This is a genomic window from Billgrantia montanilacus (assembly GCF_003336675.1).
Classification (GTDB): domain Bacteria; phylum Pseudomonadota; class Gammaproteobacteria; order Pseudomonadales; family Halomonadaceae; genus Halomonas; species Halomonas montanilacus.
Window position 1 is genome coordinate 162,354 of record NZ_QPII01000003.1, and the last position, 22,101, is coordinate 184,454.

The window sequence follows — 22,101 nt, forward strand, 5'->3', positions numbered from 1 at the left end:
TTCTTCCGTCGCAGGGATAGTCCAGTCGAAACCCTTATTCAACGATCTGGCCGAAGAGGATCTCCCTCGCCGGCCAGACCCTGCCAGTGCCACCGCCTGGCCGGCACAATCGACCTCAACGGATCGGCGGTGCGTAGAGAATGCCCCCCTCGGTCCACAGTGCATTGAGCCCGCGGGCGATCTTGAACTCGGAACCATCGCCGACAGTGCGGTCGAACATCTCGCCGTAGTTGCCCACCTGGCTAATGATCTGGTAGGCCCAGTCGGCCTCGAGCCCCATGCCCTCGCCGTAGTTGCCGTCACGTCCCAGCAGGCGGGCGATATCGGGATCTTCGGAATCGAGCATCTCCTCGACGTTGGCCTGTGTGATGCCCATCTCCTCGGCATTGATCATGGCGAACAGCGACCACTTGACGATATTGAACCACTGGTCGTCGCCCTGGCGGACCGCCGGGCCCAATGGCTCCTTGGAGATGATATCCGCCAGCACCACGGCGCTGTCGGGATCGGGCAGCTGCATGCGCTGGGAGTAGAGCTGGGAGGCGTCGGAGCTGAGCACATCGCAGCGCCCCGCTTCGAAACCGGCAATCGCCTGTTCGGGTGAGTCGAACACGATGGGGTTGTAGCTCATATCATTGACGCGAAAGAAGTCCGCCAGGTTGAGTTCGCTGGTGGTACCGCTCTGGGTGCAGACATCGGCTCCGTCCAGCTCCAGTGCGCTGTTGACACCCAGGTCGCTTGCCACCATGAAGGCCTGGCCGTCGTAGTAGCTGACTCCGGTAAAGTTGACGCCCATCGACGTGTCTCGGCTCGAGGTCCAGGTCGTGGTGCGCGACAACACATCGACCTCTCCCGACTGAATGGCCGTGAAGCGCTCCACCGAATCCAGCGGTACGTAGCGCACGCTCTCGGCATCGCCAAGCACCGCGGCGGCAATGGCGCGACACACATCGGTATCCAGCCCCCGATAGTTATCCTCGTCATCCAGCGCCGAGAAGCCAGGCTGGGCGGCGTTGACGCCACAGCGCACATGACCCTGGTCGCGCACGTCCTCCAGGGTGCTGGCCTGTGCCAATCCAGTGGCGCCAAGCGTCAGCAGTATCACCGGCATCAGCCGAGCCATCGTATTGTTATCGATCATGCGGTTCATCCTTGCCATGGTGGGTCGTACCGGGAGACCGGTGGAGATAGCTCCCGTATTACCATTAGCCCATATACCCACCACTTTCACCTGCTCATTTGAACGAACCCGTGAATTTGGCCTGGTCGCACACGCAGTCGCCCCGCAGGCTGGGCCTGCGGGGCGACTGCTGACATCTTGCGCCGAGCGGCTCGGCAAGCGCTTCGTCAGAGGCGAATCAGGTAGTCGAAGGCACCCAGTGCCGCCTTGGAACCTTCGCCCATGGCAATGACGATCTGCTTGTAGGGCACCGTGGTCACGTCGCCGGCAGCGAAGATCCCCGGTACCGAAGTCATGCCGTGATCGTCGACGACGATCTCGCCACGCGGGGAGAGCTCGATCGACGAATCGGTCAGCCACTCGGTGTTGGGCACCAGGCCGATCTGCACGAAGATGCCCTCCAGTTCGAGCCGACGCAGCTCGCCGCTTGACCGATCCTCGTAGGTGAGGCCGTTGACCCGCTTGCCGTCGCCGTTGACCTCGGTGGTCCTGGCGCCCTTGATCACGTCCACGTTGGGCAGACTGGCGAGCTTCTTCTGCAGCACTGCATCGGCACGCAGCTCGTCCATGAACTCGATCAGGGTGACATGCTCGACCAGGCCGGCCAGGTCGATGGCGGCCTCGACGCCGGAGTTGCCACCCCCGATCACCGCCACGCGCTTGCCCTTGAACAGCGGCCCATCGCAGTGGGGACAGTAGGCCACGCCCTTGTTGCGATACTCCTCCTCGCCGGGCACGCCCATCTCACGCCAGCGGGCTCCGGTCGCGAGGATCAGGGAGCGGCTCTTGAGCGAAGCGCCCGACTCGAACACCACCTCATGCTCGCCGCCGGGCTGCGTGGACGGCACCAGCTTGACGGCACGCTGCAGCGGCATGATATCCACCTCGTACTGCTTGACGTGCTCTTCCAGCGCGGCGGCCAGCTTGGGGCCATTGGTCTCCGAGACCGAGATGAAGTTCTCGATGGCCATGGTATCGAGAACCTGACCGCCGAAGCGCTCGGTGGCAACGCCAGTACGGATGCCCTTGCGCGCGGCATAGATGGCCGCCGCGGCACCGGCCGGACCGCCGCCGACCATCAGCACCTCGTAAGCCTGCTTCTCGTTGAGCTTGGCCGCCTCGCGCCTGGCGGCGCCGGTGTCGACCTTGGCCAGGATCTGCTCGAGGCTCATGCGTCCCTGGTCGAAGGGTTCGCCGTTGAGGTAGATGCTCGGTACCGACATCACCTCACGCCGCTCCACCTCGTCCTGGAACAGAGCGCCGTCGATGGCCACATGGCGCACGTTCGGGTTGAGCACCGCCATCAGGTTGAGCGCCTGAACCACGTCGGGGCAGTTCTGGCAGGAGAGTGAGTAATAGGTCTCGAAGTTCAGCTCACCGTCGAGACTCTTGATCTGCTCAATTACCTCGTCGGAGACCTTGGGCGGGTGCCCACCGACCTGCAGCAGTGCCAATACCAGCGAGGTAAACTCATGGCCCATGGGGATCCCGGCGAACACCAGGCCGGTGTCTTCCCCTGGGCGGTTCAGGGCGAACGACGGCGTGCGGACATCGCGACCATCGCTGCGCAGGGTAATCTTGTCGCTCAAGCCGGCAATCTGCTCCAGCAGCTTGAACAATTCCTTGGATTTGTCGCCGTCATCGAGGGACGCGACGATCTCGAACGGTTGGGTGACCTTTTGCAAATACGTCTGCAGCTGGCTCTTCAGATTGTCGTCCAACATGACAGCGGCTTCCTCATGTCTGGCTCATGAAACAGGCATGACTCGACGCCCTGCGAGGCCAGGGGCCAGCGCACGTCGGGTCAGGGTCTTGGTCTTGAATCGCCCGGGCGGGGCACGCCCGGGCGTGGAACTCACGAGGTCAGGGGATAGCCCCGCGGGTTCGGCAAGCGACGTTTAGATCTTGCCGACCAGGTCCAGGGACGGAGACAGGGTCTCTTCGCCTTCCTTCCACTTGGCGGGGCAGACTTCATTCGGATTGGCGGCCACATACTGGGCAGCCTTCACCTTGCGCAGCAGCTCTTCGGCGTTACGGCCGATGTTGCCGGCATTGATCTCGACGATCTGGATCTTGCCTTCCGGGTCGATCACGAAGGTGCCACGCTCGGCCAGACCGGCTTCCTCGATCAGCACCTCGAAGTTGCGCGAGATGGTCAGGGTCGGATCGGCCAGCATCGGGTACTGGATCTTGTTGATCGTCTCGGAGCTGTCGTGCCACGCCTTGTGGGTGAAGTGGGTATCGGTGGAAACACCGTAGACCTCGACACCCAGCTTCTTGAACTCTTCGTAGTTATCCGCCAGGTCACCGAGCTCGGTGGGGCAGACGAAAGTGAAGTCGGCCGGATAGAAAAAGAAGATGTTCCACTTGCCCTTCAGGCTTTCTTCGGTGACGTCGATGAACTCGCCATTGTGGAAAGCGGTGGCTTTGAACGGCTTGACTTCAGTGTTGATCAGGGACATTCAGTGATGCTCCTTGTCGGTGGTTGATGGTCCGAATACGAGGCCCATGATAACCGCTGAGCCCCGATAGACTAAATTGAATGCAAACATGGTGGTGATAAGTATCGCCTATGAGTAGCGAGCAACTTATTGAAACGAAACCACCTCTCCCTGGCGATCCAGCGCCAGGAAGCTCTCTATGTTACCCATCTTGAGCGATTCGACCATACGCTGCAGATGACGTTCGGCTTCCTCGCCAGAGGGTGGCTGCAGACCGCTGCCGGACAGCGCTGCCACGAACACGATATCCCACTCGATGCCGGTGTTGCGTGACTCCGCCACCAGCGCCTCCATGTCACTGAGCTCCTCGGGCGACTTGTCGACGCATAGCGCCGGGGTCAGGACCCCACCCTCGCCCTGTTCGAAGCGCTGGCGCTGCTCGGCGGTGGGGTTGTCCGGCAGCTCGGCTCGAGTGAAGACGAACAGCAGCCGCTGGGGCTCCGGCTGCTGATTCGCTTCCTCCAGCAGATCGGCGAAACGGGAAATGGCCAAGATACTCCTCCAGAACTCGGTCGCAACATCGCATTGGCGATGCCGATAATGAAACAGGCGCCAGCCAGGGGCAAGGCGCACCCGGTACGATAACGCATTCGATACGCCCCTGCCCTCCGCTCCGCATCAGCGCAAGGACGAGAACTCGACGCGCAGCCCCGCCTCGTCCAGCGACCATGTGCCGGCCTCGAGGGTATCTCCCTCGGCATCCTGGACCAGATAGCTGCGATGCTGATGGTGTCTCAAGGAGGCCACCAGCCGCTGCAGCTGGCCAGGTTCAGCGGCACTCACGACCACCACCCGACTTTCCGGCAGCGTCCACATCCGCGCCTCACCCCGTGCTGCCATGGCCGTCGGCGGTTCGGGCAACGCCTGCTCGGCCAGCCAGGTGGCGACATCCTCGGCGTCGCCGAGTACCAGTAGCGGCACCTCGCCATCGAGCGACGGTTCGCCAGCCAGGGCCAGGGGCCGGCCCAGGGCCTGTAGTACCCACTCGCGCCCCTGGGCCTCCAGCGCCTGCGGCAGCACCAGCAGGCGGCTTTCGGGATGCAGGACGACGTGTCTCAGGATGAACGGCGCCGGGTCGAGCTCGCGCAGCAGGTCATGGCCAGGGTCGACGGTAAGGGAGAGGGGCTCTGCGTCATACGATAGCGAAAACCTGGCCTGCCGGGTCTCGAGCGCGACATCATGGCGCACCGAGCCGCTGCGGGTCTCTGCCACCACCGGCACCAGAAGCGGCCAGGGCTCGTGGTCGCCCGCCTGGTCGAGTATGCCCCCCACCTGCCAACCCGTCTCGGTTTCATGGCGCTCAACCGCCGTCATGTTCAGTGCCGGCCGTCCCGGCTTGTGTCGCCAGGCGCCGAGGAAGTCTCTCAGGTCCTCGTCGGCCGTCTCGGAAAACGCCACCGCCAGATCATCCCAGCTTGCGGTAGCATGCATATGCCTTGCGGCGAAGCGCTTGATGCCGGCATCGAACGCCTCGTCACCGATACGCTGTCGCAGCATATGAAATAGCATCGCACCGTGCTGGTAGCCCATCAGTCGCAGCGCGGGGTCACGGCCACCACGGAAATCCACCAGCGGCCGGTCGAAGGTGGCGGGCAACGCCGCCAAGTCGACGAGCCAGCGGCGACGAGTGTCGCTGGCTTCACCACGCAACTCATCCAGATGATAGTCGGCCAGGTAGGTGGTCAACGCCTCCGACCAGTTGCCGCTGGGGTAGTCCACCCGGACACCGGCACCCCACCAGGCGTGCATCAGTTCGTGCGCCAGCGAGGTGTGCGGTATGAAGGGCAGCGGAATCACCCGCTCGCCGAGCAGGGTGAAGCCGGGAAAGGCCAGCCCCAGCGGCGCCGGCGAAGCGGCAACGGTGAAGCTGTCGTAAGGGTAGTCGCCGACACGCTCGCTGAACTGGGCGAGGTAGCGGCCGGAGTAAGCGAGATAGGTCTCGGCATGGTCGTCATCCAGCCCGGCGGGGAACAGGGCGCGTACGCGCACGCCATCCACCGTCCGCTGGCGCTCTCGCCATGGCCCCGCGGCGAGCTCTATCGATGCCGTTCGCGGATGGTAATGCCGCACCCGATAGCCCGTCTCATCCGCAAGAGGCTCCTCAAGCAGCGACCCCGTGGCAACCGCCCGCTGACCAACCGGCACCTGGACCTCGATATACAGCGCAAAGGGCCCCAGTTCGGCAAACTGCGGATACCAGCCGCCGTCACCCGCCAACAGGCTGCCTTCCGGTGACACCATCGACCGGCTGTTCGAGGTATCGAGCACGCCGCTCCAGCGCAACGTCACCGCCTCGGCTTCCGGTGACACCGACAGGCGATAGCGCCCTGCCGCTCTCTCCTCCAGCGACAATGCCTTGTCATCGACCAGCGCCTCGCTGATATCGAGCCCCGGATCGAGCCGGAACCTGCCCACGCGAGGGGGCGGACGAACGGTCATTTCGCCCTGGAGCCGCCGCGATGACGGCTCCAGCCAGACGCTCAGCCGCACCTCACTCTCACTCTGAGCAGACTCACTGCCGTGGGCCAGCAGCGCCAGCGACAAGACCAGCAACAGCGTCGTTACCGCTCGCCAGGCACAACCCAACATTCCTCGACCTCTCACGTTGACCGCGGCGGAAAGCGAGCCAGCACCTCCCGCTCATCGCCATCTCGACGAATGACCAGCGGCAGCAGGGTGCCCGGACGCTGCTGGCGTATCAGGCCGGTCAGGTCAGCGGGGCGCGCCAGGGACTCCCCGGCTGCCTGGAGAATGATGTCACCTGCCTCGAGGCCCGCCTGCTCGGCGACCGAGCCCTCGAGAATGGCGTGAACTTCAACACCCGCCTCATGGGGTGTGGTGTAGACGCCCAGCTGCATAGGGGGCATGGCCTCATGCCGACTGTCATCGAAGGCAAAGACCGCCCGGGCCAGGCCTTCCGGTGGTGGCCCACACGCCTCTCCGCCCACAGCCCAGGGCAGCAATGTCGCTTGATTGTCGACGCCGAGGTCCGAGAGCTGATGCGGCACGCCATGTTGGTATTGCAAATGTCCCTGGCCGATCAGGCCGACGACCAGATCGGCCTCCTTCCCGGCTTCTGCAAGGCCAGAAGCCATGGCACGATCCCATACCAGTTGCGCCTCAATGAAGCGCTCGAGCCCCTCCTCGCCGCCACGGGACGGATGCTGCGCATACACTTCCGCCAGTCGCTCGCGATAGGCAGCCGACGCCTCGGCCGGTGCCGTGATGCCAAAGCGCTCCGCCGTCGGCACTGCCTCCCAACCCTCCTCGACCAGCCGGCCACGCAGCTCCGGGGTCACGTTGATCGCCTTGAGGGGTACCCGATGGAGCCGAGCGAAATGCAGGATGGGAAAATAGAGCGCTGGATCGAAGCCCCAGGCGCTGTGCCAGCCACTCTGGTCGATGAATGCCTGCTCGCCAAGCTCACCCGCCACCCAGGCATCGAGCGCCGGTTGCGCCTCTCGCGGCAGCATCTCCAGGGCGATGACCATGTCGGGGCGGCGCGCGTGCAGGCCCGCCAGTGTGTGCAACTGCCAGAGATGATGATCCGCGTCGTCGTGCTGCTCGCCGAGCAGCACCGCATTGCGCTCCGCCAGCTCGGAAAAGAGGGCATCCGGCGTCAGCTGCTGCCCCCCTGGCTCAAGCCACTGACCCGGAGCGGGACAGGTGGCGGCCTGGGCGGGAACCGAGCTGAGCACCAGCGCGCCTGCCAGGCAGGCGGGCGTCAGGAGCCCCCAGCGGAAAGTGAATGGTAATAGCATCGATGACTCCATGACGGTTTCACATTCACCATCATGGCGTATACGTCACGAGTTGGCAGCCCTCTCGTACCCCGCCTGAAGATTCGCTGGCCTCCCTCTTCAATTCCGGCATCATGTCGCGCGGGTAGCGTTTGGTGAAGAGGGACCTACCTCCCCTTTTCATGGTTGTTCGGCAACCGAGGTTTGGATATGCTCTAGAAACGCAGCGAGCTCCTGAAAGCCAGTCGTCGCCTGAGTGTGTCGATTTTTTGGCCTCATCCGTCAATCAAGGCTGTCAGTTCATAACCTGGGTTATTGAATGGATGGGCTCTTCACGCGAACTTCAATGAGTGGTGTCTGCCCTGGCAATTCGAGACGGACAATTCGAGACATGGCTCGGCGCTTGTGCCATAAACTGGCGCGAAGGCAGCGTATGGAAGGTTACACTAAGATACGGGCGCGGAGCCGCTATAAAAAACCAGCACTCGGGTTAATCGTACATGACTCGTTTTTCCTGGAATATTTGTCCTGGCACTATTCGAGTCACGAAACACATACTCACGGCGCCCTTAGCCTTAACTATTTTAACGACATATCTTTATCGACAATAGAGAGCCAATGAAGACAGAACTCCAGGAATTTGAAGAGTCCATGCGCCGTCAAATCAGCGCCTTTCAAAACCCCAAGGAAGAGAGCAAGCGACCGACTCGCCCCACGCCCGACAGAGAGGCCAGGTCGCCAGGGCAATCGGCCAGCTCCTACAAGACGGGTCATCTAGTCAGGCTCGCCGTGCGTACCAGGGCACTCGAACAGGACAGCGTCTTCGAACACCATTCCAGCAGCATTTCCAAGCTCGAGGCACAGCTGGAGGCCGAAAAGGCGGCCAAGAAGGCCGGCTATCCCATCATCGGCCACCTCATCGAGATTCAACGGCTTTAACTCTCCCAAACGGCTTCCAAACGACTCAGAACCCGACCTGATAGTTGATCACTGCCGCGGTATCCGAGCGCGCGGCACGATCATGCCCTGGCTCCAGGGTGTGGCTCAGGTTGAGCTGCAGGACACCGTGCCGGCTTGCCTGGAAGCGGTAGCCCAGTTCGATATCCTGCTGACGCCCAGTGGGGGCCAGGTCAGCCGTGGGCGCTTCCTGTCGCCCGTTGCCGCCCCGCCGGTGCTGAAATGGCTGCCTTTCTGTTTCGTTCTCGTTACACTCGGTTGGACATCTACCCACTTGGGGGCGCCATGGGCAATCGTTCCGGCAGATGTCATCTGAAGGTGTACGGCGCTCTGCTGTTGGGGATGATGCTACTCGCTTCACCGCGACCGCTACTCGCCAACGAAGCGCCCCTGACGCCGGTCAGCCTGCAGCTGCTGTGGTATCACCAGTTCCAGTATGCCGGCTACTACGCGGCCAAGGCGCAAGGGTACTTCCAGGAAGCCGGCCTGGATGTCGAAATTCGCGATGGCGGCTACCACTCCCCTGGTCGGGCGGTGGATCCTGTGCGGGAGGTGGTCACCGGCCGGGCTGACTTCGGTGTGTCGCGCTCGGACCTGCTCCTGCATCGTGCCCGCGGCGAACCGGTCATGGTGGTAGCCAATATCATGCAGCGCTCGCCGTTGGTGTTCCTGACCCTGGAGCGCTTCGGCTTCTCTCGACTGGAGGAGGTCGGTGATCGCCCGATCAGCGTCACGCTGCCGGGAGTGGATGAGCGTATCAGTGCCGAAACGCTGGCTACCTTTCTCGCCGCCGGGGTCGATCTCGAGTCCCTGAACAACGCCGCACCGAGCTGGAACCTGCAGGATCTTTACGCGGGCCGGACGCAGCTGGTACCGGCCTATTCGACCGATGGCCTCTATGCCGTCAGACGACATGGCGAGGTGCCGGTGATCATTCAACCCGCCGACTACGGGATCGATTTCTATGGGGACCTGCTGTTCACGCGCCAGGCCCTGGTGGAACAGCACCCCGAGCGCGTCGCCGCCTTCCGAGAGGCCGTTGTGAAAGGCTGGGCGTATGCCTTCAAGAATATCCAGGAGACCGTCGACCTGATCCTCGAGACGTATCCTGGGCGGCATGGCGATATCGATCGCGCCCTGCTGTTGCATGAGGCAGAACAGGTTCGCGAGCTGATGCAGCCAGCACTCATCGAGATCGGATACAGCAACACGGAGCGCTGGAAGAGTATCGGTGACCAGTATCAGGCCATGGGCATGATCGACGGCTATAAGCTAGAGGGCTTTCTCTTTCAGCCCGCTCCTCCGACCCTCGCCACTCTGCTGCTCACACTCTGGCGCTGGTTACTGCCCTTCATGGGCGTAGTGATCGTGGTGGCAGGCCTTGCCGGGTATCTGTTGCTCACCAACCGACGCCTCAAGGCGGAGATCCAGCGGCGTCGCGAGGCCGAAGCGGCCCTGCAGCAGCTGGCCGACCGGGATGGGCTGACCGGGGCGGGAAATCGTCGCCTCTTCGAGCAGCAGCTGCAGCAGGAATTTCTGCGCTCCCGACGCTCTCGCCATGCGCTGTCCATCATTCTGATAGACGTGGATAACTTCAAGCGAATCAACGATGAGTGCGGACACCTGGTGGGAGACATGGTGCTCAAGGAGATCGTCAGCGTGACCCGCACCGCGCTGCGCACCCAAGACCATCTGTCCCGCTATGGCGGTGAAGAATTCGTGATACTGCTGCCCGAGACAGGCTTGCAGCAAGCCCGGCGCGTGGCAGAGCGCATCCTCGAAGCCAACCGTGCTCATCGAGTCAATACCGATGCCGGCCCGATCCGCTACACCCTAAGCCTGGGGTTGAGCCACCTCCAGGTCAACGATCGCGACCCTTGGCAGATCGTCCAGCGTGCGGACGCAAGCCTCTATTCCGCCAAGCGGCTCGGCCGGGATCGCCTCTGTATCGACGTTGCGCCATCCATGCCTCAGACGGATTAACCTCGGATCACGACCCGGGTCCCGATGTTGAGCCAAGGGTCCAGTGCACGGATCTGGTAGTTGTCGACGGCCACGCACCCCTCCGTCCAGTCGAAGCGCCGGTGCACATCGGGATCGCCGCTGCCCAACCCATGCAAGCCGATCAGGCCCCCCAGGGCCGTGGTATGCGGTGGCGTGCCATGGCGTGCCCGGTAGGACTCGATATAGTGGTACTCCTCAGGCGTGATCTTGCCGATTCGCAGTGCCTCGGAGGCCACCTCAGCATTGGGATAGTCGATTCCGAAGAAGAGCCCGAAGCGGGAAGCGCGGTTGATCCGGTCCACACGGAACTCGCCCAGCGGCGTCATGGAGCTACCCTTCGCCCGCAGCGGAGCCGCACCCCCCGCCCCATAGGCCAGGTGCTCGATTCGCTTCATCACGTATTCACCGCGATAGACCGTCACCAGGCGGCTCTTCAGATCCACGCTCACCCAGATCTCATCCGGCGCCAGGCCGGCAGGCATCGCCGAGGCATCGAGCGAGTGCAGGAACCCGGCCTGGGAAAAGGCCGGTTCCACACCGTCGTCCAGCGTCGTGGAAACGTCGAAATTGGCTTGTGCCGCACCACTGCCCATCAAGACCAGCCCCGCAGCAAGAGCGGTCAACCAGTGTCTAGTCCTGTTCATGCTCCCCCTGCCCAGAGCGGTATCGTTTTTTGGTTATCGGCAGGGATTTTACCCGGCTTTAATGTGCAGCGTCTTGATCTATTTCAAGCCGAGTGACGCGTCAAGCAACCATGAGGATTTACTAAAACCAGGAGGATTGAAAACGGCATAAGAAGTCTACCGTGCCTGGACCTCTTTATACGTCAGCGGTGGTGGGCGTCCCGACTGGCTCGGGAACCCCTGCCAGGTCCCCAAGTATCGGGCAGCTCGGCCGATGGTCGCCGTGGCAGTGTTCGGCCAGGTGTTGCAAGGTCTGGCGCATGGCGATGAGCTTCTCGATCTTGCTGTCCAGTTCCTCTATATGGGCGTAAGCGACGGCCTTCACGTCCGAGCTGGCACGATTGCTATCACGCCACAGGGCGAGCAGGTTCGACATCTGCTCCACGGAAAACCCGAGGCTTCGTGCCCGCGCGATAAAGCGCAGCGTATGAATGTCCTTGTCACTGAAGGTTCGATAGCCTGCCTCGGTCCGGCCAACCGAGGGGATAAGGCCAATGCTCTCGTAATAGCGAATCATCTTCCCCGAGATGCCCGAGGCTTTTGACGCTTCTCCGATATTCATCCGCCACCTCCCGTTTTTCTGTATCAAGCCCTTCTGAATCAAGCTCTTGTGTACAAGACCTGCCGCGTGACACCGGCCTTGCTCATATCATGGCTTGACCTTCCAACGATGGGAAGGTCTATGGTTGCCACTCTAACAACTGGGCCACATGAGAGGAAGCCAGATCATGCAACGCAACCAAGTCAGCCCGGCAGGGCTGACCACCCAGAAGGCTCCTGGCACCAGCGCCTCCTACTCCCTGGGCATCGAAGGCATGAGCTGTGCCTCCTGCGTGGGCCGGGTGGAGAAAGCCATTCTCGGCGTACCGGGCGTCGACGGTGTTTCCGTCAACCTGGCCACCCAGCGGGCCCAGGTGACGTTCGCCACCGACGAGGCAGACATCGCCGGAGTCGTACAAGCGGTGGCAACAGCCGGCTATCCCGCCATTACCGACACCCTCGAGCTGAGCGTCAAGGGCATGAGCTGTGCCTCCTGCGTCGGCCGCGTGGAGCGCAAGCTCGCCGGCGTGCCCGGCGTCCTCGATGCCAACGTCAACCTCGCCACATCGACGGCAACCGTGCACGTCGTCGCCGATACCGTGACCGCGGATGCTCTGATCAAGGCCATCGAGAAGGCGGGTTTTGATGCCGAGGCAGTAGGCGACACGCAGGATCGCAGCGACCGCGAGCGCGAGGCACGCGACCAGGAGATCGGCGAGCTGAAACGTGCCGTGACAGTCGCGGCTGTGTTCACCCTACCCATCTTCGTGCTGGACATGGGCTCACACTTCATCCCCATGATGCATCACTGGTTGGATATGACCGTGGGCCAGCAGAACCTCTTCTATCTCTTCTTCGTGCTGGCCTCAATCGTGCAGTTCGGCCCCGGCCTGCGCTTCTACAAGAAGGGCTGGCCGGCGCTGATGCGCGGCGGCCCGGACATGAACTCCCTGGTGATGCTAGGCACTTCCGCCGCCTGGGGCTATTCGGTGGTGGCCACCTTCCTGCCCCAGGTGCTGCCGGCCGGCACGGTGAATGTCTACTTCGAGGCCTCGGCGGTGATCGTTACGCTGATTCTCGTCGGCCGCTATTTCGAAGCCATCGCCAAGGGGCGCACCAGCGAGGCGATAAAGGCGCTGATGAAACTTCAGGCCAAGACGGCCCGCGTGGTCCGCGACGGCCAGGAAATGGAGATCGGCATCGACGAGGTGCTCCAGGGCGACATGGTGCTGGTACGCCCCGGCGAGAAGATCCCGGTGGATGGCCAGGTCACCGACGGCAGCTCCTTCGTCGATGAGTCCATGGTCACCGGCGAGCCCGTCCCCGTGCGCAAGGAGGCCGGTGCCGAGGTAGTGGGCGGTACCATCAACAAGGTGGGCAGTTTCACCTTCCGGGCCACCAATGTCGGTGCCGACACCCTGCTGGCTCAGATCGTGCGCATGGTGGAACAGGCCCAGGGCTCGAAGCTGCCCATCCAGGCCCTGGTGGACAAGGTCACCAACTACTTCGTGCCGGCCGTGATCGCCGCAGCCCTGGCAACCATCGCCGTATGGTTGATCTTCGGCCCGGCCCCCGCGCTGACCTTCGCCCTGGTCAATGGCGTGGCAGTGCTGATCATTGCCTGCCCCTGCGCCATGGGCCTGGCCACCCCCACATCTATCATGGTGGGCACCGGCAAGGCCGCGAAAATGGGCGTACTGTTCCGCAAGGGCGAAGCGCTGCAGTCGCTGCGTGACGCCACGGTCATCGCCCTGGACAAGACCGGGACCCTGACCAAGGGCCGGCCAGAGCTCACTGACCTGGTGGTAGCCGGTGATTTCACCGAGGCCGAGGTGCTGCAACTGGTGGCCTCCGTGGAGCGCCAGTCGGAACATCCCATCGCCGAGGCCATCGTCAACGCGACCAAGGCACGCGGGATGGAGCCCGATACCGTTCAGCATTTCGAGGCCGATCCCGGCTACGGCGTCGCAGCACTGGTCAACGACCGCCGTGTAGAGGTAGGTGCCGACCGCTACATGCGCAAGCTGGGTCTGGACGTGGAAGTCTTCGCCAAGGCCGCGCATCGTCTCGCCGACGAGGGCAAGAGCCCGCTGTATGCCGCCATCGACGGTCGCCTGGCAGCGATCATCGCCGTTGCCGATCCGATCAAGGAGTCCACGCCAGCGGCCATCCGCGCCCTGCACGCCGAAGGCCTGCAGGTGGCCATGATCACCGGCGACAACCGACGCACCGCCGAGGCCATCGCCCGCCGTCTCGGCATCGACAAGGTGGTGGCCGAAGTGCTACCCGACGGCAAGGTGGATGCGGTGAAGCGCCTGCAGGCCGAAGGGGGCGTGGTGGCCTTCGTCGGCGACGGCATCAATGACGCACCGGCCCTGGCACAGGCCGACGTGGGGATCGCCATCGGCACCGGCACCGACATCGCCATGGAATCCGCCGAGGTGGTGCTGATGTCAGGCGACCTGCGCAACGTGCCCAATGCCATCGCACTGTCCCGGGCCACCATCCGCAATATCAAGCAGAACCTGTTCTGGGCCTTCGCCTACAACACGCTGCTGATCCCGGTGGCCGCCGGCGTGCTGTTTCCCGCCTTCGGCATCCTGCTCTCTCCGGTCTTCGCCGCCGTGGCCATGGCCGCCTCGAGCATCTGCGTACTCACCAATGCCCTGCGGCTCAAGGGCTTCCGGCCACCCATAGTGATCGAAGCGGAGGAGGCCACAGCACCGTAGCAGCCGGTACCGCAGGCTGCCTGAATGCCCACGCGCCCCCGGCGTGGCAGGGGCGCATGGGGCCGATGCGTGCACCCCAAATGCCTCTGCGTCGGTGGCCTTGGCTGACCGGGGGCGCCTTCAGGCTGCTACCGGTCGAAGACCACGGTGCGGCGGGCGTGGAGGAAGACGCGCCGCTCCACGTGCAGGGCTACCGCACGAGCGAGGGTCAGGCACTCGATGTCACGCCCCTTGGCCACCAGGTCTTCCGGATAATCGGCATGGCCGACCGGCTCTACGCCCTGAGTGATGATCGGCCCCTCATCCAGGTCGTCGTTGATGTAGTGGGCGGTGGCACCGACCAGCTTCACCCCCTTGTCATAGGCCTGGTGGTAGGGCTTAGCGCCCTTGAAGCCGGGCAGCAGGGAGTGGTGGATATTGATCGCCCGGCCGCTGAGCTTGGTGCACAGGTCGCTGGAGAGCACCTGCATGTAGCGCGCCAGGATCACCAGTTCGACGCCGCTGGATTCGATCACCTCCCACACCTGGGCCTCCTGCTCGGCCTTGGTCTCGGGGGTGATGGGGAAGTGGTGATAGGGAATATCGTGCCACTCCGCCAGGGGCGCCAGGTCCGGGTGGTTGGAGACGATGGCGCGAATCTCGATGGGCAACTGCCCGGTGCGGTAGCGGTAAAGCAGGTCGTTAAGGCAGTGGTCGGCCTTGGAGACCATGATCACCACCGGCACGCGCCGCCCCGGCGGGGTCAGCTCGAACGCCATGGCGAACTCGTCGGCGCGCTCGGCGAAGGCGGCCTGGAAGGTCTCGGCGGAGAAGTCGTCGTCCAGGGGACGGAACTCGGTGCGAATAAAGAACCGTTCGCTGAGCCGGTCATCGAAGGATTGCTGCTCGGTGATATAGCAGCGGTTCTCCTTGAGGAAGCGGGTGACCACGTCCACGGTGCCCAGTCGGCTGGGGCACTGGGCGGCCAGGATCCAGGTGGAAGATGCTTGGCTCATAATTGGCGCCTCACTCGAAAAAACAGGGGGCCACAATGGGCCCCCGGATGGTGCCGGGGAGGGGTAGGTCCCCGGCTTATCGCGCGGAACGCTGGAGCCCCGCGCTCCCACAAGGGCAAGTTTCGCCGACGTGGAGCAAGCCTGGTTTCAGCGTACCACGCCGATGGCGTACTCCTCGCCGGCGTCAAGCAGCCAGCGATAGCAATAGTCGGCAAAGCTGCGGCGCACCACCAGTTCCCAGCGCTCCTCGGAGGGGCGGCGGAGGATGGTGGTGGCCTTGGCGAAGACCGTGGTCACGCCCCTGCCCACCGGGAAGTGGCTGGGATGGACGTCATAGATCACCGTCTTCATCAGCAGCTCACGGGCCGCCTCGCCGGAAAGCTCCAGCAGGGTCTGGCCGCCGCTGACGTCGCTGATGGCGTAGTGGGCGTCCCCCAGGCGCTCGCGCAGCCGGGTCTCCAGCTCGAACTCCTCGCCGCCGGGGACGATCACCAGCCACTCGTCCGGGGAGAGCCACTGGATCGAGCGCTCGCCGCGCTCGTCCTGGACCAGCCCCTGGGGCTCGCCGGGCAGGTTGAGGCCCAGCACCTCGCGCACCGCCTCATCGAGGACGATGGCGCCGCCGCGCAGGACCAGGTGACCCAGCAGGGCGCGCTCGCGCAGGATGACGCGGCTCTCGGGGCCGGCCGCCGGTGCACCGCTGCGGCGGTAGCTGTAGGCCAGCGGCGGCTCCACCGGGATGGCGCTATCGGTACGGGTATCGAAGGTGGCCGCGTTAGACATGCTGGCGCTCTCCCTTGGGGTCGTAGAAGATCGGGCTGACGATTTCGGCCTCATGGGTCTGGCCGTCCGCCATGGGCAGGTAGACGGTCTCGCCCAGCTTGTTGTGGCCACCCTTGACCACCGCCAGGGCGAAGCCGGAGTCCAGGGTCGGGCTGTAGTAGCTGGAGGTCACGTGCCCGGCCATCGGCATGGGGATGGCGTGCTTGGGATCGAAGACGATCTGCGCACCCTCCTCAAGCACCACCTTGGGGTCCTTGGGCTTGAGGCCCACCAGCTGCTTGCGGTTCTCGCGCTTGGTGTCGGAACGGGTCAGGGCCCGCTTGCCGATCCACGAGAAGGGCTTGTCGTAGCCCACGCACCACTGCATGCCCAGGTCTTCCGGGGTCACCGAGCCATCGGTTTCCTGGCCGACGATGATGAAGCCCTTCTCGGCACGCAGGACGTGCATGGTCTCGGTGCCGTAGGGGGTCAGGCCGTACTTCTCGCCGTGCTTGAAGAGGGTCTGCCACACCTGCATGGCGTAGTTGGCCTGGACGTTGATCTCGTAGGTCAGCTCGCCGGTGAAGGAGATGCGATAGACCCGCGCCGGCACGTCCGCCACCTTGCCGGAACGCCAGTCCATGAACTTGAAGCTCTCCTTGTCGAGATCGATATCGGTGATCTCGGCCAGCAGCTTGCGCGCCTCGGGGCCGGTGATGGTCATGGTGGCCCAGTGGTCGGTCACCGAGCTGAAGTAGACGTCCAGCTCCGGCCACTCGGTCTGGTGCCACAGCTCCAGCCACTCGAGGATCGCCGCGGCGCCGCCGGTGGTGGTGGTCATCAGGAAGTGGTTTTCGGCCAGGCAGCTGGTCACGCCGTCGTCGGTGACCATGCCGTCGTCCTTGCACATCAGGCCGTAGCGGCACTTGCCGACCGCCAGCTTCTCCCACTTGTTGGTGTAGATCCGCGCCAGGAATTCCCGGGCGTCGGGGCCCTGGATGTCGATCTTGCCCAGGGTCGAGGCGTCGAGAATGCCGATCTTCTCGCGCACCGCGCTGCACTCCCGAGCCACCGCCTCGTGCATGGTCTCGACCTTGCCGTTGACGCGCTGCGGGTAGTACCAGGGACGCTTCCACTGGCCCACGTCCTCGAACTCGGCGCCGTTTTCCACATGCCACTGGTGCAGGGCGGTGTAGCGCTCGGGATCGAATAGATCGCGGCAGTGACGGCCGACGATGGCGCCGAAGGTCACCGGGGTATAGTTGGGGCGGAACACCGTGGTGCCCACCTCGGGGATCGACTTGTTCAGGCAGCGGGCGGCGATGGCCATGCCGTTGATATTGCCCAGCTTGCCCTGGTCGGTGCCGAAGCCCATGGCGGTGTAGCGCTTGACGTGCTCGATGGACTCGAAGCCCTCGCGGGTGGCCAGCTCGATGCCCGCTGCGGTGACGTCGTTCTGCAGGTCGACGAACTGCTTGGGCGCACGCAGGGTCGGCTTCTCGTGGGGCACCTGGAAGAGCGCCGCCGCAGGGCCCTGCTCGAGTTGCTTGGCCTGGGGCAGGCTGACCGCCGGGGCGGCATGGCCGGTAGCGGCGGCGGCCTTGATGCCGGCCTCCACGCCGTCGGCGAGCACCTCGCCCAGGGCATAGGTGCCGTTGGCACCGCCGCAGGCCTGCACACCCTTCACCAGGCTCGGCACGAAGCCGAGGAGATCGTCGCGCCAGGTGGGCCGGGCGCCGGTGTGGGAGGCCAGGTGGATCACCGGGCTGTAGCCGCCGGAGCTGGCGATGGTGTCGCAGGTCAGCGTCTCGGCCTGGCCGGTAACCTTGAAGGCGTCGATATCGATCCTGGCGACCCGCGCTGCGCTGACGCGGCTCCCGCCCTTGGCCTCGATCACGGCGCTACCGGTGATGATCTTGATGCCCTGGGCGCGGGCGGCTTCCACCCATTCGCCGGCGGGGGCCTGACGGACGTCGACGATGGCCACCACCTCGCGACCCGCCTCCTTCCAGTCGAGGGCGGCACGATAGCCGTAGTCGTTGCTGGTGGAGAGGACCAGCTTGTTGCCCGGCGCCACACCGTAGCGGCGGATATAGGTGGAAACGGCGCCGGCCAGCAGGTTGCCCGGCACATCGTTGCCGGCGTAGACCAGCGGACGCTCGTGGGCACCGGTGGCCAGGATCACCTGGCCGGCACGCACCCGGTGCATGCGCGAGCGCACCTGACGGCGGCCGTTGGCCAGGGGCGCGGTCTCGCCGAGGTGCTCGGTGCGCCGCTCGTGCAGGGTGACGAAGTGGTGGTCGTGGTAGCCGTTGGCGGTGGTGCGCGCCAGCAGGGTGACGTTCTCGCACCCGGCCAGTTCCTCGAGCACCTGGGCCGCCCACTGGTCCGCCGGCTTGTCGTCCAGGGTCTCGCGGCTATCCAGCAGCGAGCCGCCCATCTCTTCCTGCTCGTCGGCGACGATCACCCGGGCACCGCTGCGCGCGGCGGCCAGGGCCGCGGCCAGGCCGGCAGGACCAGCGCCCACCACCAGCACATCGCAGTGCTGGTGCAGGTGGTCGTAGGTGTCCGGATCGGCTTCCATAGGGCTGCGCCCCAGGCCGGCGCTCTTGCGGATGTACTTCTCGTAGGTCATCCACATCGAGGCCGGGGCCATGAAGGTCTTGTAGTAGAAGCCCGGGGGCATGAACTTGCCACCCAGCTTGCCGACCAGGCCCATCATGTCGCGCTGCACATTGGGCCAGCCGTTGGTGCCGCGGGCGGTGAGGCCGGCGAACAGCGCCTGCTGGGTGGCACGCACGTTGGGCACCTGGCCCGCCTCGGTGCTGCCCAGCTGGACCACCGCATTGGGCTCCTCGGCGCCGGCGGCGACGATGCCCCTAGGCCGGGAGTACTTGAAGCTGCGGTTGACGATATCCACGCCGTTGGCCAGCAGCGCCGAGGCCAGGGTATCCCCCGGATGTCCCTGGTAGCTCTGGCCATTGAAGGTGAAGCTCAGGGTGCGGGAGCGATCGATACGACCGCCCTTGGCCAGGCGGTGCTCTTGCTTGTTGGACTGGCTCATGCGCGCACTCCTTCTTGACGGCTTGCCGCGGCGACCTGATTCTGGCTGTCGGCGGTGATCGACGGCTGCTCGCCCATCTTGTAGGTCTCGAGGATCTCGTAGGTCACGGTGTGACGCGTGACGTTGAAGAACTTGCGGCAACCCACCGCGTGCACCCACAGCTCGTGATGCACGCCCCGGGGGTTGTCACGGAAGAAGAGGTAGTCGCCCCACTCCTCGTCGCTGCACGCCTCGGGCTCCTTGGGTCGCTCGATATGCGCCTGGCCCTTGGGGTGAAACTCCTCTTCCTCACGGTGTTCGCCGCAGTAGGGGCAATAGATATAGAACATGGCGAATTCTCCTTAGTGGGCCACGCCGGCGGCGCCGTGCTCGTCGATCAGGGCCCCGCTATGGAAACGGAACATGGAGAAGGGCTCGGCGATGGGGTGCATCTCGCCCTTGGCCAGGCTGGCGGCGAACACGTGACCCGAGCCCGGCGTGGCCTTGAAGCCACCGGTGCCCCAGCCACAGTTGAAGAACAGGCCCTTCACCGGGGTCTTGGAGAGGATCGGACAGGCATCCGGGCAGGTGTCGACGATGCCGCCCCACTGGCGGTTCATGCGAACCCGGGAGAAGATCGGGAACATCTCGACGATGGCCTGCAGGGTATGCTCCACGGTGGGGTAGCTGCCGCGCTGGCCATAGCCGTTGTAGCCATCGATACCGGCGCCGATCACCAGGTCGCCCTTGTCGGACTGGCTGATATAGCCGTGCACATGGTTGGACATCACCACGGTATCGAGGATGGGCTTAAGGGGCTCGGAGACCAGGGCCTGCAGCGGATGCGACTCCAGCGGCAGATTGAAACCGGCCATCTTGGCCAGCACACTGGAGTTACCGGCGGCCACGCAGCCCACGGTCTTGGCCTCGATGTCGCCGCGGTTGGTGTGCACCCCATAGACCTGGCCGTCGCGGATCTTGAAGCCGGTGACCTCGGTCTGCTGGAGGATATCCACCCCGTGTGCATCGGCACCCCGGGCATAGCCCCAGGCCACGGCGTCGTGGCGGGCCACGCCGGCGCGCGGCTGCCAGGAGGCGCCCATCACCGGATAGCGGGCGCGCGAAGAGCAGTCCATGATCGGCACCAGCTCCTGCACGCCCTTGGCGTCCAGCACCTCGCCGTCGATACCGTTCAGACGGTTGGCATTGACCCGGCGCTGGATATCGCGCATGTCCTGCAGGGTGTGGCCCAGGTTGAGTACGCCCCGCTGGGAGAACATCACGTTGTAGTTCAGGTCCTGGGAGAGCCCTTCCCACAGCTTCATGGCATGCTCGTAGAGGGCCGCCGCCTCGTCCCACAGGTAGTTCGAACGCACGATGGTGGTATTACGCGCCGTGTTACCGCCCCCCAGCCAGCCCTTCTCGATCACCGCCACGTTCTTGACGCCGAACTCCTTGGCCAGGTAGTAGGCGGTGGCCAGGCCGTGGCCGCCGCCGCCGACGATGATCACGTCGTACTGCTTCTTCGGCGTGGGATTGCGCCACTGGCGCTCCCAGTTCTCGTGGTGGCTAAGGGCGTGCTTGGCCAGCCCGAATCCTGAATAGCGTTGCATACTCTCTCTCCTCGACCGGTCCCGCTGGGCGGGACCGGACCAAACGGGTTCAGGCGGTGGCGGTGTCTTGCGCCGTTGCCGGGGCGGCGGCACCGTAGACCGGGTGCCGTTCGCAGAGCTCGGCGACCTTTTCACGCACCTCGGCTTCCACGGCGTCGGTGTTGCCGCGCTCGGCCAGCACGTCGAGGATGTCGCAGATCCAGCCGGCCAGTTCGCCACACTCCTGGGCATTGAAGCCGCGGGCGGTGGCCGCCGGGGTGCCGAGACGCAGGCCGGAGGTGACGAAGGGGCTCTGGGGATCGTTGGGCACCGAGTTCTTGTTGACCGTGATATGGGCGCGGCCCAGGGCGGCGTCCGCGTCCTTGCCGGTCACACCCTGACGAATCAGCGAGACCAGGAACAGATGGTCGTCGGTGCCGCCGGAGACCACGTCATAGCCGCGATCGATGAAGACTCCTGCCATGGCCCGGGCGTTGTCGATCACCCGCTGCTGGTAGCGTACGAAGTCCTGGTTCATGGCCTCCTTGAACGCCACCGCCTTGGCTGCGATCACATGCATCAGCGGGCCGCCCTGCTGGCCCGGGAAGACCGCACCGTTGAGCTTCTTGTAGAGATCCGCATCGCCATGGGCGGAGAGGATCAGGCCACCGCGCGGGCCGCGCAGCGTCTTGTGGGTGGTGGTAGTCACCACGTGGGCATGGGGCAGCGGGCTCGGGTAGAGGCCGGCGGCGACCAGGCCGGCGACGTGGGCCATGTCCACCATCAGCCAGGCGCCCACCTCATCGGCGATGGCGCGGAAACGACGCCAGTCCACCACCCGGGAGTAAGCGGAGAAACCGGCGATGATCATCTTCGGCTTGTGGCTGCGCGCCAGGCGCTCGACTTCTTCGTAGTCGATTTCGCCGGTTTCCGCATTGAGGCCGTACTGCACGGCATTGTAGTGCTTGCCGGAGAAGTTCGGTGCGGCGCCGTGGGTCAGGTGGCCGCCGTGGGCCAGGCTCATGCCCAGCACGGTGTCACCCGGGGAGACCAGCGCCATGAAGACGGCGGCATTGGCCTGGGCCCCGGAGTGGGGCTGGACGTTGGCATAGTCGGCGCCGAAGAGGTCGCAGGCGCGCTCGATGGCCAGCGCCTCGACCTTGTCGACGAACTCGCAGCCACCGTAGTAGCGCTTGCCCGGGTAGCCCTCGGCATACTTGTTGGTGAGCTGGGAGCCCTGGGCTTCCATCACCGCGCGGCTGGTGTAGTTCTCCGATGCGATCAGCTCGATATGGGCCTCCTGACGGGCCACTTCCTCGGCGATGGCTGCAGCAATCTGGGAATCGAAGGTGGTGAGACCAACCTGGTTCATGAC

At 64.5% G+C, this 22,101-nt stretch carries 18 protein-coding genes; 3 read left to right on the plus strand and 15 right to left on the minus strand.

The genetic code is table 11. The features are described 5' to 3' along the window. Positions 1-115: 115 nt before the first annotated feature. The 6 genes from DU505_RS06190 to DU505_RS06215 form a co-directional block, all read right to left on the minus strand. The gene (locus tag DU505_RS06190) at positions 116-1,123 is read right to left on the minus strand and encodes an amino acid ABC transporter substrate-binding protein (RefSeq protein ID WP_181872753.1); all 1,008 of its coding nucleotides are present in this window, start codon (positions 1,121-1,123) and stop codon (positions 116-118) included. Between the two features lie 224 nt (positions 1,124-1,347). Continuing rightward, a complete protein-coding gene (gene ahpF / locus DU505_RS06195) occupies positions 1,348-2,904 on the minus strand; it encodes an alkyl hydroperoxide reductase subunit F (protein ID WP_114478121.1) in 1,557 nt (518 codons plus the stop codon). A 174-nt stretch (positions 2,905-3,078) separates the two neighbouring features. Continuing rightward, the gene (gene ahpC, locus DU505_RS06200) at positions 3,079-3,642 is read right to left on the minus strand and encodes an alkyl hydroperoxide reductase subunit C (protein ID WP_043515649.1); all 564 of its coding nucleotides are present in this window, start codon (positions 3,640-3,642) and stop codon (positions 3,079-3,081) included. A 126-nt stretch (positions 3,643-3,768) separates the two neighbouring features. Next, a complete protein-coding gene (locus tag DU505_RS06205; protein WP_114478122.1) occupies positions 3,769-4,173 on the minus strand; it encodes a ribonucleotide reductase subunit alpha in 405 nt (134 codons plus the stop codon). A 126-nt stretch (positions 4,174-4,299) separates the two neighbouring features. Next, positions 4,300-6,270 (minus strand): M1 family metallopeptidase, encoded by a 1,971-nt coding sequence (locus tag DU505_RS06210; RefSeq protein WP_114478123.1) that lies wholly within the window; start codon positions 6,268-6,270, stop codon positions 4,300-4,302. 11 nt (positions 6,271-6,281) lie between these two features. Then, positions 6,282-7,442, minus strand: coding sequence for a ChaN family lipoprotein (locus tag DU505_RS06215; protein ID WP_220250418.1), 1,161 nt, complete (start codon positions 7,440-7,442; stop codon positions 6,282-6,284). A gap of 630 nt (positions 7,443-8,072) precedes the next feature. Between DU505_RS06215 and DU505_RS06220 the strand changes: the two genes are divergently transcribed. Further along, complete coding sequence (locus tag DU505_RS06220; protein WP_147273045.1) at positions 8,073-8,360, plus strand: hypothetical protein; 288 nt, start codon at positions 8,073-8,075, stop codon at positions 8,358-8,360. A gap of 25 nt (positions 8,361-8,385) precedes the next feature. Here DU505_RS06220 and DU505_RS22505 read toward each other — a convergent pair whose 3' ends face one another. Further along, positions 8,386-8,652: a hypothetical protein gene (locus DU505_RS22505; protein ID WP_181872743.1), complete on the minus strand. Its 267-nt coding sequence runs from the start codon at positions 8,650-8,652 to the stop codon at positions 8,386-8,388. 11 nt (positions 8,653-8,663) lie between these two features. Here DU505_RS22505 and DU505_RS06225 point away from each other — a divergent pair, with 11 nt between their 5' ends. Then, a complete protein-coding gene (locus DU505_RS06225) occupies positions 8,664-10,361 on the plus strand; it encodes a GGDEF domain-containing protein (RefSeq protein ID WP_181872744.1) in 1,698 nt (565 codons plus the stop codon). On the opposite strand, the gene DU505_RS06230 is transcribed toward DU505_RS06225, so the two are convergent. Next, complete coding sequence (locus DU505_RS06230) at positions 10,358-11,026, minus strand: L,D-transpeptidase (protein WP_114478127.1); 669 nt, start codon at positions 11,024-11,026, stop codon at positions 10,358-10,360. The genes DU505_RS06225 and DU505_RS06230 overlap by 4 nt on opposite strands. 175 nt (positions 11,027-11,201) lie before the next feature. Further along, positions 11,202-11,627, minus strand: coding sequence for a Cu(I)-responsive transcriptional regulator (gene cueR, locus DU505_RS06235; RefSeq protein ID WP_114478128.1), 426 nt, complete (start codon positions 11,625-11,627; stop codon positions 11,202-11,204). 166 nt (positions 11,628-11,793) lie between these two features. On the opposite strand from cueR, the gene DU505_RS06240 reads away from it, so the two are divergent. After that, on the plus strand, positions 11,794-14,334 hold the full coding sequence (locus DU505_RS06240; protein WP_245947788.1) for a heavy metal translocating P-type ATPase: 2,541 nt from the start codon (positions 11,794-11,796) through the stop codon (positions 14,332-14,334). A gap of 128 nt (positions 14,335-14,462) precedes the next feature. Here DU505_RS06240 and purU read toward each other — a convergent pair whose 3' ends face one another. From purU to glyA, 6 genes are all read right to left on the minus strand, one after another. Next, on the minus strand, positions 14,463-15,329 hold the full coding sequence (gene purU / locus DU505_RS06245; RefSeq protein WP_114478129.1) for a formyltetrahydrofolate deformylase: 867 nt from the start codon (positions 15,327-15,329) through the stop codon (positions 14,463-14,465). A gap of 147 nt (positions 15,330-15,476) precedes the next feature. Beyond that, complete coding sequence (locus DU505_RS06250; protein WP_114478130.1) at positions 15,477-16,112, minus strand: sarcosine oxidase subunit gamma; 636 nt, start codon at positions 16,110-16,112, stop codon at positions 15,477-15,479. Next, positions 16,105-19,155 carry a sarcosine oxidase subunit alpha family protein gene (locus tag DU505_RS06255; protein ID WP_114478131.1) on the minus strand — a complete coding sequence of 1,017 codons (3,051 nt, stop codon included), beginning with the start codon at positions 19,153-19,155 and terminating at the stop codon, positions 16,105-16,107. Before DU505_RS06255 ends, DU505_RS06250 begins: the two co-directional genes overlap by 8 nt. After that, positions 19,152-19,484 carry a sarcosine oxidase subunit delta gene (locus tag DU505_RS06260; RefSeq protein WP_114478132.1) on the minus strand — a complete coding sequence of 111 codons (333 nt, stop codon included), beginning with the start codon at positions 19,482-19,484 and terminating at the stop codon, positions 19,152-19,154. Before DU505_RS06260 ends, DU505_RS06255 begins: the two co-directional genes overlap by 4 nt. Before the next feature lie 12 nt (positions 19,485-19,496). Then, positions 19,497-20,747: a sarcosine oxidase subunit beta family protein gene (locus DU505_RS06265; protein WP_114478133.1), complete on the minus strand. Its 1,251-nt coding sequence runs from the start codon at positions 20,745-20,747 to the stop codon at positions 19,497-19,499. A gap of 49 nt (positions 20,748-20,796) precedes the next feature. Then, on the minus strand, positions 20,797-22,098 hold the full coding sequence (glyA, locus tag DU505_RS06270; protein ID WP_114478134.1) for a serine hydroxymethyltransferase: 1,302 nt from the start codon (positions 22,096-22,098) through the stop codon (positions 20,797-20,799). Positions 22,099-22,101 lie beyond the last annotated feature (3 nt).

What these genes read in the sequence shown, in the direction of transcription:
- DU505_RS06220 (WP_147273045.1), top strand. Translation starts at nt 8,073, where the DNA reads ATGCGCCGTCAAATCAGCGCCTTTCAAAACCCCAAGGAAGAGAGCAAG.
- DU505_RS06265 (WP_114478133.1), bottom strand. Translation starts at nt 20,747, where the DNA reads ATGCAACGCTATTCAGGATTCGGGCTGGCCAAGCACGCCCTTAGCCAC.
- purU (WP_114478129.1), bottom strand. Translation starts at nt 15,329, where the DNA reads ATGAGCCAAGCATCTTCCACCTGGATCCTGGCCGCCCAGTGCCCCAGC.
- DU505_RS06215 (WP_220250418.1), bottom strand. Translation starts at nt 7,442, where the DNA reads ATGCTATTACCATTCACTTTCCGCTGGGGGCTCCTGACGCCCGCCTGC.
- glyA (WP_114478134.1), bottom strand. Translation starts at nt 22,098, where the DNA reads ATGAACCAGGTTGGTCTCACCACCTTCGATTCCCAGATTGCTGCAGCC.
- DU505_RS06240 (WP_245947788.1), top strand. Translation starts at nt 11,794, where the DNA reads ATGCAACGCAACCAAGTCAGCCCGGCAGGGCTGACCACCCAGAAGGCT.
- DU505_RS06225 (WP_181872744.1), top strand. Translation starts at nt 8,664, where the DNA reads ATGGGCAATCGTTCCGGCAGATGTCATCTGAAGGTGTACGGCGCTCTG.
- DU505_RS06210 (WP_114478123.1), bottom strand. Translation starts at nt 6,270, where the DNA reads ATGTTGGGTTGTGCCTGGCGAGCGGTAACGACGCTGTTGCTGGTCTTG.
- cueR (WP_114478128.1), bottom strand. Translation starts at nt 11,627, where the DNA reads ATGAATATCGGAGAAGCGTCAAAAGCCTCGGGCATCTCGGGGAAGATG.
- DU505_RS06230 (WP_114478127.1), bottom strand. Translation starts at nt 11,026, where the DNA reads ATGAACAGGACTAGACACTGGTTGACCGCTCTTGCTGCGGGGCTGGTC.
- DU505_RS06255 (WP_114478131.1), bottom strand. Translation starts at nt 19,155, where the DNA reads ATGAGCCAGTCCAACAAGCAAGAGCACCGCCTGGCCAAGGGCGGTCGT.
- DU505_RS06190 (WP_181872753.1), bottom strand. Translation starts at nt 1,123, where the DNA reads ATGGCTCGGCTGATGCCGGTGATACTGCTGACGCTTGGCGCCACTGGA.
- DU505_RS06250 (WP_114478130.1), bottom strand. Translation starts at nt 16,112, where the DNA reads ATGTCTAACGCGGCCACCTTCGATACCCGTACCGATAGCGCCATCCCG.
- DU505_RS06260 (WP_114478132.1), bottom strand. Translation starts at nt 19,484, where the DNA reads ATGTTCTATATCTATTGCCCCTACTGCGGCGAACACCGTGAGGAAGAG.
- ahpC (WP_043515649.1), bottom strand. Translation starts at nt 3,642, where the DNA reads ATGTCCCTGATCAACACTGAAGTCAAGCCGTTCAAAGCCACCGCTTTC.
- ahpF (WP_114478121.1), bottom strand. Translation starts at nt 2,904, where the DNA reads ATGTTGGACGACAATCTGAAGAGCCAGCTGCAGACGTATTTGCAAAAG.